Below are 12,304 nucleotides of genomic sequence, written 5' to 3'. Positions count from 1 at the left end.
AGCAGAGGTTACGAACTTCTTTAAACCGAACTATTGCGCGGCCTGCCGGTAGGCCAAGGGCAGGCTGACGCGGAACGCCGCACCGCCCTGCCCCGGCAGATATGTGATATCGCCGCCCAAACGGTGCATGATCTCGCGGCAAATCGCTAAACCCAGCCCGGCACCGCCGGCCTTGTCCCCTCCGACCCGGGCAAATTTCTCAAAAATCATAGACCGCGCCTCAGGCGGAACACCGCTGCCATTGTCGATGAAGTCCACAACCAGTTGCCCGCCCACATCATGCGCCGAGATCGTCAAAACGGGCTCATCGGCATCACAGTATTTCCGCGCGTTGGAGATGAGGTTGATAAACACCTGCCCCAAGCGGTCGAGATCAGTTTGCAAGGGGATACGCTCGGATGCCTTACTACGCCGCACAACGAGCCGCTGATCCGTGCCCGCCAGCGCGCTGGAGATCGACCGATCCAGAACAGAACGCAGCGTATCGTCGCCGAGGTTCAGCCTGACCTGCCCGTTCTCAAGAACGCTGAGGTCAAGCAGATCGTCCAGCAGACGCGTAAGGCGCAGCGCCTCGTCGTGAATGATGGCGGCATAGCGGGTCTGTTCTTCGTCGCTCAGCCCCTGGGTGTCGCGCATGATCTCGGAAAATGCCCGGATCGAGGTCATAGGCGTGCGCAATTCATGACTGACCTGGCTGAGGAAGCTGTCCTTCTGCTCGGATATTTGGGTAAGCTTGGCGTTGGCATCGCGCAACTGTCGTGCCGTGCGGCTAAGTTCGGCAGATTTCTCTTCCAACTGGCTGGAGTATTCCAGCAATTGCGCAGATTCGTCGGCGACTGCCAGGAGGTCCTCGACCGAAACCGAGGCTCCTCCCACGATCTGCCCGATCATCGCATGTGCCGTCGCCGCCCCTACTGAGCCGCTGAGCTCCCGTTCAAGCCGGGCCAAAAATCCGGGCGTCGGCTCGGGCAAGGGCGAGCGTCCGCCCTGAAGCTCGGCCTCGCGCTGGAACAGTTCCTGGGCGGGTGATGTGCCCAGAATGCGCTGCGTCATGATCATCAGGTCTTCGCTTTGCGCAACCGACCCGGTCCAACCGCGCGGCGCGACCGAGTGGTCAAAGACATTGACGAACTGCGCGCCCTGAAGCCGCTCCAACGGGCTGGGAAAGCTCAGCAGGGACGCAACACAGAACACAATCGCATTCAAGGAAATTGACCACATGACCGAATGCACCATTGGGTCGATACCTTCGATCCCGAACAAGGCCTGAGGTCGCAGCCATGCAATACCGAATGGGCCGTTCAGCAGCACACTCTCGGGCATCCATGCCGCCCCCATTCCGGGTAGAAGCAGGGTGTAGATCCACAGAACAAAGCCCACGGTCAAACCTGCCAGGGCACCGGTTCTGGTGGCCCCGCGCCAGAATAATCCGCCGACCATCGCGGGCAGGATTTGCGAAATACCGCTAAAGGCCACCAACCCGATCGAGGCCAACGCCGCGCCGCCGCCAGACAGGCTGTAGTAGAAATAACCGAGCGCCATGATCGCAGCGATCGAGATACGCCGCGCCATCAGTACGATGTTGCGCACGTCTCCCGGTACAGACCCGACCCGCTCGTGCGTGTTCAGCCAGATCGGCATCACGACGTGGTTCGACACCATCGTCGACAGGGCCATTGCCGTCACGATCACCATCGAGGTCGCTGACGAGAACCCTCCGATAAAGGACAGCATCGCCAGACCGTCCTTGCCCTGAGACAACGGTACGGTAAGAACGAACAGATCCGGGTTGGACCCTTCCGGCAGCATATCAAGCCCGACAACGGCGATGGGGACGACAAACAAGCTCATCAGAAGAAGGTAGAGCGGAAAAGCCCAGGCGGCGGTGCGCAGATGGCCTTCGTCATCATTCTCAACCACCATCACCTGGAACATGCGCGGCAAGCACACAAAGGCGGCGGCGGACAGGAAAATAAAGGTCGTCCAGCGACCGGCATCCACTTGCCATTTACCAATTTCGGAGGCGTCGATCCGCTCCATCATCGGGCCAAAGCCACCGGCAACGCCCCAGACCACGAAGATACCGACGGCCACCAGCGCAAAAAGTTTGACCACCGACTCGACCGCAATGGCTGTGACCACACCGTGGTGGCGTTCATTGGCATCCAGATTGCGGGTGCCGAACAGGATCGCAAACATCGCCAGCCCAGCCGCCACCCAGAACACGCTGGAGCCTTCGCGATAGAGGCCCGAGGGGTCGGCCTCGGCAAAGATCGAGAAAGACAGGGTAATCGACTGCAATTGCAGCGCGATATAAGGCGTGCCGCCAATCACGGCCAAAATCGTGACGCACACAGCAAGCGTGTTCGATTTGCCATAGCGCGAGGACAACAGGTCCGCGATCGAGGTCACGCGCTGGCTGCGCCCGACCCGAACCAGTTTGCGTAGCCCCCACCACCAACTGATCATCACAAGCGTCGGCCCGAGGTAGATTGTCACGAACTCCAACCCCGACCTTGCCGCGTTGCCAACTGCGCCGTAAAAGGTCCAAGCCGTGCAGTAGATCGACAGGGACAGCGTGTAGATCAAAGGGGAGCGCAGCCATTTGCCCCTCCCCGCAGCCGCCATTCTGTCTGCGGCAAATGCCACGCCGAACAGCAGAACGACATAGCCCAGACAGACCAGAATCAGGACGTTCAGCGTTGCCATCAGCCCGCATCCGCCTCAGAGTTGTCATCCGCGCCGGTGCGCCGGGCGACGAAGCCAAAAATTAGGCTGACCAGAATCAGACCGATCCAGCAGGCGAAGATGTAGAAAATCGCCGACGACAGAGGCGCACCGCCAGATTCAGACTCGGCAGCTGGCCACAGCAGCGGCAACACCAGCAGCGCACCGCCCAGAAATGGCAGTAACCGAGCCGAATCCGCCAACCTACGTCTGCGATAGCTTTGCCGTTCCAGAAACAACGTGGGCCGCGCAACGCGCGACGTGCGGTCCTGACCCTCGGGCGACGTCATAACTGCGTCGCCTGCGCATGCAGATCGCGCACGGCGGTCAGCACCTCGGCGTTGGAAAACGGCTTGGTCATGAAGCGGCTGACGCCCGCATTCTCGGCCATCTCACGATCTCTGGACTGCCCGCGAGCGGTCAGCATCAGAACCGGCAAGTCCTGCATGTCGTCCAAGGCACGCAGATCGCGCAGGATGTCCATCCCGCTCTTGCCCGGTAGCATCACGTCCAGAATCACCAGATCGGGCTGTGCGCCCTGAATCACCTGAAGCGCATCCGTTCCATCGCCATGTGTCTCGACCTGCCACCCCTCACGGGTCAGCAGAAACCGGATGGCCTCGGCGATGTTGGGCTCATCCTCAATTAGCAGAACCTTACGGCTCATTTGTGTATATCCTCCCGATGACTGGCCTCCACCCCGGAACCAGTCATCGCCAGACTAAGCGGTTGTTCGGGAACCTGTCAAAAGCCTTCGCTGAGAATCGACGGCTCGCGACGAGAACCGCAATCACCGCTTGGGCAAATTCGGCAGCTTGGTCCGACTCGTGTCGCCTCTGGGTTCGGTTCGGCCTCGACCAGCGGCAGTATCAGCATGGCCGCGCGATATGAGGGTTCCTGATCGTATCCGGACACGCCATGCGGCCAGGCATAAGCATGACATTCGAACATTGCAGCAGCACGCCCCTGCTGCGCGACCTGCCGTCTGATCGGAACCAGAGGCCGGTTCAGCGTAGAAAACAGCGGCCAATGCGGGCAGGCCTCGCCGTGGCGTGGCAGTGACAGGCCGGGGACAGGCTTCAGAAAAAGGATACTGCCCGAGCCGTCGCAGATCACCAGCCCTACTGGGCGGCTCAACACCCCTTCGGGCAGACTGGCGAGGCGTCGGAACACTGTCGGCAGATCGACCGAGAATCGCTGCGCCAGTTCCAAAGGGTTCGGATCACCATCTGCCAGCGTGGTTTTTAGGGCATCCAGCGGCATCGCCTTGGCATCAGCCTCACTCTGCCTAAGCCATTCCTCTGCGAGATTGCGTGCAGCCGAGGTATTCAGGCCCTCTAGATCAATGACCTCTGCCCCCTGTCCGGCGTCGAGTTCCGGAAAACTGTAGCCGCGCGCCTCAAGAAACACCTCGACCTCTTCCAGCGGTGCGCCACGCGGGTCTTTCGATGCATCGCTTTCGTCCAGATATGCCACCAACGCCTTTGAGCTGTCGGCCAGTCGCTCGGCATCCTGATGAAGGTTTTGGTGGAACCGATCCTGCCACTCGGCGTCGATATCCTGCGGGTCGGCCAGAATCGCTGCGGTTGACCGAATCGCCGCTGCGGTCGACAGAACTTCGTGCATCGAGGCTGCCAGATGCGGGTCATGGGTCAATCGGTCCGAAAGCGTTGCAACCGTCCGTTCCAGCGACACCACGCGCCGGTGCATCTGCGCCAAAACTCCGGACCAGCCGGGAAAGCGGCCTGCAAATTCCTCAAGCGTTTCAATTTCGGCCTGCTGGCCAACTGCATCGGCTGCAGCTTCGCGCAAAGCCGATATCAAGGTCGCTTCAATCCCTTGCGTCAAGACAGAAGGCTCAACCGCCAGCGCCCCGGCGATATCGACCAGCAATTTTCCCCCGATCCGGCGGCGGTTGTGTTCGATCAGGTTCAGATAAGAGGCCGAGATCCCCACCTGACGCGCAAGCTCTGCCTGCCTCAGACCCGCGATCTGCCGTCTTTCGCGGATCCGGCTACCGGTCAGCAAATCCCGCATGATTAAAGTCCTCAGTCCCGTTTAGCTATCTCTGGTTGGCTGTGTTTTCAGTTTATCCTATCATTTTCTGAATGTTACACACCAATTTTCAGAATGAATTGACAAGGTTAACAACTTCTGGTCCTCGACCGCATCACCGGACGCGCTTCGCCCCTTCTCATTTCCTGCATTTACCGCCACCATATGGGCATGAGCGATCCAGCTTTTGAATATGCACCCATCGGCCTTGTCGAATTGGAAAACCGCATCATCCGACGGTGCAATCTTCAATTTGCACGCACCTTTGGCGGGGATGAAGCCGAATACAACAACATGCCCTTGCTGCATCTCTACCCCTCGGTCGCGGATTGGGAGAGAATCGGGCAACGCAGCCTGCAGGTGATGCGCGACACCGGCTACTACACCGATGAACGGGTGATGCGCCGCAGGAACGGAGACCTGTTCTGGTGCCGCGCACGTGGGCGATCGCTTACCCCTGACGACCCGTTTCGCCATGGAATCTGGAGCTTTTCCGACATCTCGGAGGAGCGCCCGCTGGTGGAACTGACCGTGCGCGAGCGCGAAGTAGCGATCCTGTCCTGCCGCGGCCTGTCTGCCAAAGAAATCGGGATGGAACTGGGTCTGAGCTACCGCACGATCGAGGCCTACCGCGCCCGGCTGCTGGAAAAATTCGGTGCCCGCAAACTGCCGGAACTGGTCGCAAAGCTCTCTGGTATGCCGCTGTAGGCATAAGCGCCCGTCACAAACCACCCAAACCCCCTGTTTTCAGGCTTAAACGGCGCTTTTCATGGCTGCTCGCTTGGCTTATAACGCTGCGTAATCAGATCGAAGCCCGCGCAAACACAGACGGGCCAAAGGGGAACCTTCGAGGATACTCATGACAGATACCAAACACGAAGCGGATGTGGCGTTCATCAAAGCCTTGGCCGAACTGCTGCGCGAAAATGACCTGACCGAGTTGCAGGTCAAACGCGAATATGGCGAGGAAGACAGCCTGAACGTGCGCGTCAGCCGGGCAACGCAGGCGGTTGCTGCTCCGGTTCAGGTTGCCGTTCCGGCCGCAGCTGCAGCTCCTGTCGCTGCCGCACCGGCCCCTGCAGCAGCCCCCGCAGCCGCGGCCGCAGATGTGGAAGACCCGGCCAGCCATCCCGGCGCCGTGACCTCGCCCATGGTCGGCACGGTTTACATGCAGCCCGAACCCGGCGCGCCTTCTTTCGTTTCGGTCGGTGCGTCTGTTTCCGAAGGGGACACGCTGCTGATCGTCGAAGCGATGAAGACGATGAACCACATCCACGCGCCCAAATCGGGCACCGTGAAACGCATTCTGGTCGGCGATGGCGACGCTGTGGAATTCGGCACCCCTCTGGTCATCATCGAGTAAGGCGGGCCCATGTTCGACAAGATCCTGATTGCCAACCGAGGCGAGATCGCCCTGCGCGTCATCCGCGCCGCGCGCGAGATGGGGATTAAGACGGTCGCCGTCCACTCCACCGCCGACAGCGACGCGATGCATGTGCGCATGGCGGACGAATCGGTCTGCATCGGCCCCCCGCCCAGCCCGCAAAGCTATCTGTCCGTCCCCGCCATCATCTCAGCCTGTGAGATCACCGGCGCGCAGGCGATCCATCCCGGCTATGGCTTCCTATCCGAGAATGCCGAGTTTGTGCAGATCGTCGAAGACCACGACATCACCTTCATCGGCCCCACCGCCGAACATATCCGCGTGATGGGCGACAAGATCACCGCCAAAGACACGATGAAAGCACTGGGTGTGCCATGTGTTCCCGGCTCCGACGGTGGCGTTCCAACGCTGGAAGACGCCAAGCGTATCGGTGAGGAATTCGGCTATCCTGTCATCATCAAAGCCACTGCGGGTGGCGGCGGGCGCGGCATGAAAGTCGCGATGAGCGCGGATGAGATGGAAAGCGCCTTCATGACCGCACGTGCCGAGGGCAAAGCAGCCTTTGGCAATGATGAGGTCTATATCGAGAAATACCTGACCACACCGCGCCATATCGAGATTCAGGTCTTCGGCGACGGCAAAGGCAACGCTGTCCATCTGGGTGAGCGCGACTGCTCGCTTCAGCGTCGTCACCAGAAGGTGTTCGAAGAGGCCCCAGGCCCTTGCATCACCCCCGAAGAACGCGCCAAGATCGGCAAGATCTGCGCCGACGCGGTGGCCAAGATCAACTATATCGGCGCGGGCACCATCGAGTTCCTGTACGAAAAAGGCGAGTTCTACTTCATCGAGATGAACACCCGCCTGCAGGTGGAACACCCGGTGACCGAGGGCATCTTCGGCGTCGATCTGGTGCGCGAACAAATCCGCGTGGCCTCAGGCTTGCCGATGTCGTTCGGACAGGATGACCTTGAGATCAATGGCCACGCCATCGAGGTTCGGATCAACGCAGAAAAACTGCCCAACTTCTCGCCCTGCCCCGGCAAGATCAGCGCGTATCACGCGCCTGGCGGTTTGGGAGTGCGGATGGATTCGGCGCTTTACGATGGCTACTCGATCCCGCCTTATTACGACTCGCTGATTGCCAAGCTGATCGTTCAGGGCCGTGACCGGGCTGAGGCTCTGGCCCGCCTAGAACGCGCTTTGGGAGAGCTGATCGTAGACGGCATCGACACCACAGTGCCTCTGTTCCACGCGCTGTTGCAGGAGCCGGACATCCATAGCGGTGACTACAATATCCACTGGCTGGAGCATTGGCTTGCGGAGAATATGGCCGACTAACCCCACAGGGCCGGTTGGCATGCGCCGCCCGGCCCTTGGATGCTTCTCATGAGCCTGTCACCAGAACTTTTGCTGCACGGCTATTCGATCGGCATTTTCCCGATGGCCGAGCATCGCGATGACCCGGACCTGTTCTGGGTCGACCCCAAATTCCGCGGGGTTTTCCCACTGGACGGTTTCCACATCTCGCGCAGCCTTGCACGGCGGATACGGAGATGCGGCTTTACCATCTCGATCAATCAGGATTTCGAAGGCGTCGTCGACGGGTGTGCCGATCGTACGGACACTTGGATCAACGCCGAGCTGCGCGACCTGTATCGACAGGTGTACAACGCAGGCCAAGCGCATTCTCTGGAAGTATGGGAAGATGACCAGCTTGTCGGAGGCGTTTTCGGAGTAGCTCTGGGCGCTGCGTTCTTTGGCGAGAGCATGTTCTCACGTCGCACCGATGCCTCGAAAATCGCGCTGGCTTATCTGGTGGACCGCCTGCGACAGACTGGTTTTCAGCTGTTCGATACTCAATTTCTGACCGCCCATCTGGCCACACTTGGTGCAATCGAAATCCCCCGCAGCGAGTACAGAAAAGCGCTGGAAGAAGCGATTGGCGATAGCGCCGACTTTGCGGCTGAGGTGCCTCAGTCCGCCGATGGGGTGATACAGCGGATCACCCAAACGTCGTAGCGCGAATGATCTAAGGCATTCAGTGCCGGAGAGGTCGCGATCATCCAGCCGTCGAACAACTGCTCCGCCTTGCCCTGTTCCCATATGGTCAGGAAGGCAAACGCATCCCCTGTTGGGTTATCGACGGGATAGCGGCAATCCCCCAAGGCGACATCCAGACCAAAGATCGACTGTGTTTGACCAGCCTGCAGCTCTACATCCACGGTCTGACCGTTGACCTTATCCAAGCCGCGCAACATCGCGCCGGGTCCGGACTGAACCGTTTGCTGCGCCGTCGCGGATGTCGCGGCCAGCGCCAACGCAAATGCCAGAGCGCGCATCATTCGCTGCCGTCTCCGGCTACGAACTTCACCAGCAACGAGATCAGGCTGACCGCGCCCTGTGTATCTTCGATCTGATCACCCGGCTCAAAATAGAACGGAGAACCGCCCGGCATCACCTCAACAAAATTGCCCCCCAACAGCCCCTCGGACGAAATCACGATGGCACTGTCATCGGGCACGAGAACACCATCCGCGACCGAAAATGTCGTATCAGCGCGGTAAGTCTCGGGATTCAGGGTCACGTCGGTGACGGTCCCGATTTTGACGCCCGCAAGGCGCACATCGGTTCCGACATTGACCCCTTCCAGCGACCGGAAGGACGCGCCCAGCTCATATCCGGCACTGCCTTGTGACAGGCCGGTGGATTGGCTGGCATATACACCAAACGCGACGGCGCAGGCCAAGACGGCACCGCCGACAAATACTTCGGTCCAGTTGTGGGTCGACATTGCTCGCCTCGTCTTATTCTGGGCTCCAGGCCTCGTAATCCTTACGCTCAACAGGCTCAACCCGGCGCAAGGACCCCGCAGGGGTGTAGGCAAGCGCGGTGCCTGTCAGGTTCTCCTGATGCGGTTTTTCCCAGGCCTTGTGCGCCAACGGTTTGTCTGTCGGCGGCTCATCCCAGGTGCGGTGAAGCCAACCATGCCAATCTGGATCAACCCTGCTGGCTTCAGCCTCACCATTGAAAATTACCCAGCGTTTGCTGTCATCGGCGGTTCTATAGAAGACGTTGCCTTCATTGTCCTCGCCAACTTTAACACCTTTACGCGCAGTAAAAATCTGCGTGTTCAAGGTTGCCCCGTTCCACCAGGTTACGGCCCGTAAAAGAGTGTTAAGGATGCCCATGATCCGCCTCCGGCAATTCGGTCCCGAGAAGGTATGACCCAAAGGCGCGCCAAGGTCCAGTACCCGCCGCGTGACTGCGTCACTGCGGCAATAAAGCGGTCACTTCGATCTCGATCCGGTATTTGGGGTTGATCAGACCGCATTCAATCATCGTCGCAGCCGGTGGATTGGCTCCGAAAACCTCGGATAACACCGGCCAGCACGGCTCGAACTCGGTCCGGTCGGGCAGCATGTAGGTCACGCGTACAACATCGGAGAAACCTGCGCCCGCCTCATCCAAGGCTTTCCCGATGACGTCCAGAGCTGATCTGCATTGATCTACAACGCTCTCACCCTTTCCAACAGTGCCGGAAACGTGAACCCACCCTCCGGCCACCACGGCGCGGCAATAACCGACCTTGCCCTCGAATTCACCACCTGAAGAGATACGCTTGATGGCGGACACGGCTCATTTCTCCGAGAATTTGAATGTTATGAGATTTCGCGAGGCTCTGCCTCGCGCTCCGGGATGTTTATGGCCAGATGAAGTAAGGGATCCCCTGTTCATCTGGCTGGAAATACCTCGGGGGAGGCGCCTGAAAGGCGGCGGGGGCAGCGCCCCCTTTCTCCTTAACCAGCTGACGCCGACTCCGGCACGGCATCCGCATAGATGATCAATGGCTGCGAGTCAGAGGTCACGGCCTCTTCGTTTACAACCACTTCGGTCACGTTCTTGAGGCCCGGAAGTTCGAACATCGTATCCAGCAGGATATCTTCGAGGATCGAACGCAGCCCCCGAGCGCCGGTTTTGCGCTCGATTGCTTTCTTCGCGATCGACTTCAGCGCCTCATCAGTAAAGGAAAGTTCAGCATCTTCCAGCTCAAACAAACGCTGGTATTGTTTGACCAGAGCGTTCTTGGGTTTGGTCAGGATGGTGACCAGCGCGTCCTCATCCAGATCCTCTAGCGTCGCCAGAACCGGCAGACGACCGACGAATTCCGGGATCAACCCGAATTTCAGCAGATCTTCCGGCTCGAGATCCTGGAAAATCTCACCAACGCCACGCTCGTCATTGTCGCGGACGTCAGCGCCAAAGCCCATTGCCGAGCCTTTGCCGCGCTGCGCGATGATCCTATCCAGACCGGCAAAGGCGCCACCACAGATGAACAGGATATTAGTGGTGTCCACCTGCAGGAACTCCTGCTGCGGATGCTTGCGGCCACCCTGAGGCGGAACCGAGGCGACGGTGCCTTCCATCAGTTTCAGCAGCGCCTGCTGCACACCCTCACCCGAGACGTCACGGGTGATCGATGGGTTTTCGGACTTGCGCGTGATCTTGTCGACCTCGTCAATATAGACGATGCCACGCTGTGCGCGTTCAACATTGTATTCACTGGCCTGAAGCAGCTTCAGGATGATGTTCTCAACATCCTCGCCCACATAGCCAGCTTCGGTCAGTGTCGTCGCGTCGGCCATGGTGAACGGCACATCCAGAATACGCGCAAGCGTCTGGGCCAGCAGCGTCTTACCGCAACCGGTCGGGCCGATCAGCAAGATGTTCGACTTGGCCAGTTCAATATCGCTGCCCGCTTTCTGGGCGTGGTTCAAACGTTTGTAGTGGTTGTGGACCGCAACCGACAGAACCCGCTTGGCTGTGGCCTGACCGATTACGTAATCGTCCAGAACCTCACAGATATCCTTGGGTGTCGGCACCCCGTCCGAGGATTTCAGACCGCTGGCCTTTGTTTCCTCGCGAATGATGTCCATGCACAGCTCGACGCATTCATCACAGATGAAAACGGTCGGGCCTGCGATCAGCTTGCGCACCTCATGCTGGCTTTTTCCACAAAAGCTGCAGTAGAGCGTGTTTTTGCCGTCACCGCCTGAATTCGTCGCCATGATCTACCTTTCGGGCTTCGTCTCTGCGCCCTTACCTTTGGGGCGCGCTTGCGCATGTTCGTGCAGCTTAGGCCAGCGCTCTGGCGGCTACAATCTCAAAATGGGCCCGCACTTGGCACGCGGGACGCGTTTCTTAGGCCTCTTCCGTATCCATCTTGGCACGGTTTTCGACGATCTCGTCGATGTGGCCCCAATCCTTGGCCTCTTCGGGACTCATGAAATTGTCACGATCCAGAGCCTTTTCAACGGACTTCTTGGTCTGACCGGTGTGACGTACGTAGATGTCATACAAGCGATCTTTCAGCTTCTGTGTCTCAGCGGCATGGATCATGATATCGCTGGCCTGACCCTGATATCCGCCGCTGGGCTGGTGAACCATGATACGGCTGTTGGGCAGCGAAAAGCGCATACCTGTCTCACCGCCGGCCAGCAGGACCGAGCCCATTGAGGCCGCCTGACCGATGACCAATGTGGAACATTTAGGCTTGATGTACTGCATTGTGTCGTAAATCGACAAACCGCTGGTCACCACGCCGCCGGGCGAGTTGATGTAGATCGAGATTTCCTTGTTCGGGTTTTCCGCCTCAAGATGCAGCAACTGCGCGACGATCAAATGGCTCATCCCGTCGTGAATCGGACCGTTGATGAAGATGATCCGCTCTTTGAGCAGGCGCGAGAAAATGTCATAGGCGCGCTCCCCCCGGCTGGTCTGCTCAACGACCATGGGCACGAGCGTATTCATATAGGTATCTACTGGATCGAACATTCGGAACCTGCCTGCTTTGCTATGGATTGGGACATTATCCCAACAAGAGTTACCCGAGTCTTAGTGTTGCCACTGGGGGGCTGCAAGGGGGGGCCGGTAAGAACGACCTTGCAAACTGTTCGCAAGATACGGCGGCCCTTGTCTTCAGGTCCCACCTCACAGGGGCCGAAAACGGCGCTTTTTTGTTCACCGCTTCTCTGATCACAGTATTTTGATGCATGCATATGGGCGTAAAAGTGCAAAACAAGTAAATTGGATGTACTTATCCGGAAAGCAGTATATGGCTGGCTCCACCCACAGCGGGAT

Annotated in this window: 14 protein-coding genes; 4 read left to right on the top strand and 10 right to left on the bottom strand. The window is 59.0% G+C overall.

From position 1 onward, the window contains the following. Positions 1-30 precede the first annotated feature (30 nt). From ACR0B5_RS01290 to ACR0B5_RS01275, 4 genes are all read right to left on the bottom strand, one after another. Positions 31-2,709 carry an ATP-binding protein gene (locus ACR0B5_RS01290; RefSeq protein WP_480537877.1) on the bottom strand — a complete coding sequence of 893 codons (2,679 nt, stop codon included), beginning with the start codon at positions 2,707-2,709 and terminating at the stop codon, positions 31-33. Continuing rightward, complete coding sequence (locus tag ACR0B5_RS01285; RefSeq protein ID WP_480537876.1) at positions 2,709-3,017, bottom strand: hypothetical protein; 309 nt, start codon at positions 3,015-3,017, stop codon at positions 2,709-2,711. The genes ACR0B5_RS01290 and ACR0B5_RS01285 overlap by 1 nt, the downstream gene beginning before the upstream one ends. Then, the gene (locus ACR0B5_RS01280) at positions 3,014-3,394 is read right to left on the bottom strand and encodes a response regulator transcription factor (RefSeq protein ID WP_480537874.1); all 381 of its coding nucleotides are present in this window, start codon (positions 3,392-3,394) and stop codon (positions 3,014-3,016) included. Before ACR0B5_RS01280 ends, ACR0B5_RS01285 begins: the two co-directional genes overlap by 4 nt. A 77-nt stretch (positions 3,395-3,471) precedes the next feature. Further along, positions 3,472-4,764, bottom strand: coding sequence for a helix-turn-helix domain-containing protein (locus tag ACR0B5_RS01275; RefSeq protein ID WP_480537872.1), 1,293 nt, complete (start codon positions 4,762-4,764; stop codon positions 3,472-3,474). 189 nt (positions 4,765-4,953) lie between these two features. Between ACR0B5_RS01275 and ACR0B5_RS01270 the strand changes: the two genes are divergently transcribed. The 4 genes from ACR0B5_RS01270 (at position 4,954) to aat (ending at position 8,185) form a co-directional block, all read left to right on the top strand. After that, positions 4,954-5,490: a LuxR C-terminal-related transcriptional regulator gene (locus ACR0B5_RS01270; protein ID WP_170460784.1), complete on the top strand. Its 537-nt coding sequence runs from the start codon at positions 4,954-4,956 to the stop codon at positions 5,488-5,490. A gap of 151 nt (positions 5,491-5,641) precedes the next feature. Then, positions 5,642-6,145 (top strand): acetyl-CoA carboxylase biotin carboxyl carrier protein, encoded by a 504-nt coding sequence (accB, locus tag ACR0B5_RS01265; protein WP_480537870.1) that lies wholly within the window; start codon positions 5,642-5,644, stop codon positions 6,143-6,145. Positions 6,146-6,154: 9 nt separating this feature from the next. Further along, on the top strand, positions 6,155-7,504 hold the full coding sequence (accC, locus tag ACR0B5_RS01260; protein WP_170460778.1) for an acetyl-CoA carboxylase biotin carboxylase subunit: 1,350 nt from the start codon (positions 6,155-6,157) through the stop codon (positions 7,502-7,504). A 48-nt stretch (positions 7,505-7,552) separates the two neighbouring features. Next, entirely contained in the window at positions 7,553-8,185 is a 633-nt protein-coding gene (aat, locus tag ACR0B5_RS01255; protein WP_480537868.1) for a leucyl/phenylalanyl-tRNA--protein transferase, read from the top strand. Here aat and ACR0B5_RS01250 read toward each other — a convergent pair. The 6 genes from ACR0B5_RS01250 to ACR0B5_RS01225 all read right to left on the bottom strand — a co-directional run bounded on the left by ACR0B5_RS01250 (position 8,140) and on the right by ACR0B5_RS01225 (position 11,998). Beyond that, a complete protein-coding gene (locus ACR0B5_RS01250; RefSeq protein ID WP_480537866.1) occupies positions 8,140-8,508 on the bottom strand; it encodes a DUF2155 domain-containing protein in 369 nt (122 codons plus the stop codon). The genes aat and ACR0B5_RS01250 overlap by 46 nt on opposite strands. Further along, entirely contained in the window at positions 8,505-8,957 is a 453-nt protein-coding gene (gene mlaD / locus ACR0B5_RS01245; RefSeq protein ID WP_170468107.1) for an outer membrane lipid asymmetry maintenance protein MlaD, read from the bottom strand. Before mlaD ends, ACR0B5_RS01250 begins: the two co-directional genes overlap by 4 nt. A gap of 13 nt (positions 8,958-8,970) precedes the next feature. Next, complete coding sequence (locus ACR0B5_RS01240) at positions 8,971-9,354, bottom strand: NADH:ubiquinone oxidoreductase subunit NDUFA12 (protein ID WP_480537864.1); 384 nt, start codon at positions 9,352-9,354, stop codon at positions 8,971-8,973. A 79-nt stretch (positions 9,355-9,433) separates the two neighbouring features. Then, on the bottom strand, positions 9,434-9,799 hold the full coding sequence (locus tag ACR0B5_RS01235; RefSeq protein WP_480537862.1) for a RidA family protein: 366 nt from the start codon (positions 9,797-9,799) through the stop codon (positions 9,434-9,436). Positions 9,800-9,963: 164 nt separating this feature from the next. Beyond that, positions 9,964-11,232, bottom strand: a complete 1,269-nt coding sequence (gene clpX, locus ACR0B5_RS01230; RefSeq protein ID WP_170374874.1) for an ATP-dependent Clp protease ATP-binding subunit ClpX — start codon at positions 11,230-11,232, stop codon at positions 9,964-9,966. Positions 11,233-11,365: 133 nt separating this feature from the next. Continuing rightward, positions 11,366-11,998: an ATP-dependent Clp protease proteolytic subunit gene (locus tag ACR0B5_RS01225; protein ID WP_170468115.1), complete on the bottom strand. Its 633-nt coding sequence runs from the start codon at positions 11,996-11,998 to the stop codon at positions 11,366-11,368. Positions 11,999-12,304 lie beyond the last annotated feature (306 nt).

Source organism: Ruegeria sp. AG1, from assembly GCF_056541705.1.
Note: the sequence above shows the minus strand (reverse complement) of the source record. Positions and strands in the feature narration are given on the sequence as shown.

What these genes read in the sequence shown, in the direction of transcription:
- aat (WP_480537868.1), top strand. Translation starts at nt 7,553, where the DNA reads ATGAGCCTGTCACCAGAACTTTTGCTGCACGGCTATTCGATCGGCATT.
- ACR0B5_RS01275 (WP_480537872.1), bottom strand. Translation starts at nt 4,764, where the DNA reads ATGCGGGATTTGCTGACCGGTAGCCGGATCCGCGAAAGACGGCAGATC.
- ACR0B5_RS01280 (WP_480537874.1), bottom strand. Translation starts at nt 3,394, where the DNA reads ATGAGCCGTAAGGTTCTGCTAATTGAGGATGAGCCCAACATCGCCGAG.
- ACR0B5_RS01290 (WP_480537877.1), bottom strand. Translation starts at nt 2,709, where the DNA reads ATGGCAACGCTGAACGTCCTGATTCTGGTCTGTCTGGGCTATGTCGTT.
- ACR0B5_RS01285 (WP_480537876.1), bottom strand. Translation starts at nt 3,017, where the DNA reads ATGACGTCGCCCGAGGGTCAGGACCGCACGTCGCGCGTTGCGCGGCCC.
- accB (WP_480537870.1), top strand. Translation starts at nt 5,642, where the DNA reads ATGACAGATACCAAACACGAAGCGGATGTGGCGTTCATCAAAGCCTTG.
- accC (WP_170460778.1), top strand. Translation starts at nt 6,155, where the DNA reads ATGTTCGACAAGATCCTGATTGCCAACCGAGGCGAGATCGCCCTGCGC.
- clpX (WP_170374874.1), bottom strand. Translation starts at nt 11,232, where the DNA reads ATGGCGACGAATTCAGGCGGTGACGGCAAAAACACGCTCTACTGCAGC.
- ACR0B5_RS01250 (WP_480537866.1), bottom strand. Translation starts at nt 8,508, where the DNA reads ATGATGCGCGCTCTGGCATTTGCGTTGGCGCTGGCCGCGACATCCGCG.
- ACR0B5_RS01240 (WP_480537864.1), bottom strand. Translation starts at nt 9,354, where the DNA reads ATGGGCATCCTTAACACTCTTTTACGGGCCGTAACCTGGTGGAACGGG.
- mlaD (WP_170468107.1), bottom strand. Translation starts at nt 8,957, where the DNA reads ATGTCGACCCACAACTGGACCGAAGTATTTGTCGGCGGTGCCGTCTTG.
- ACR0B5_RS01270 (WP_170460784.1), top strand. Translation starts at nt 4,954, where the DNA reads ATGAGCGATCCAGCTTTTGAATATGCACCCATCGGCCTTGTCGAATTG.
- ACR0B5_RS01225 (WP_170468115.1), bottom strand. Translation starts at nt 11,998, where the DNA reads ATGTTCGATCCAGTAGATACCTATATGAATACGCTCGTGCCCATGGTC.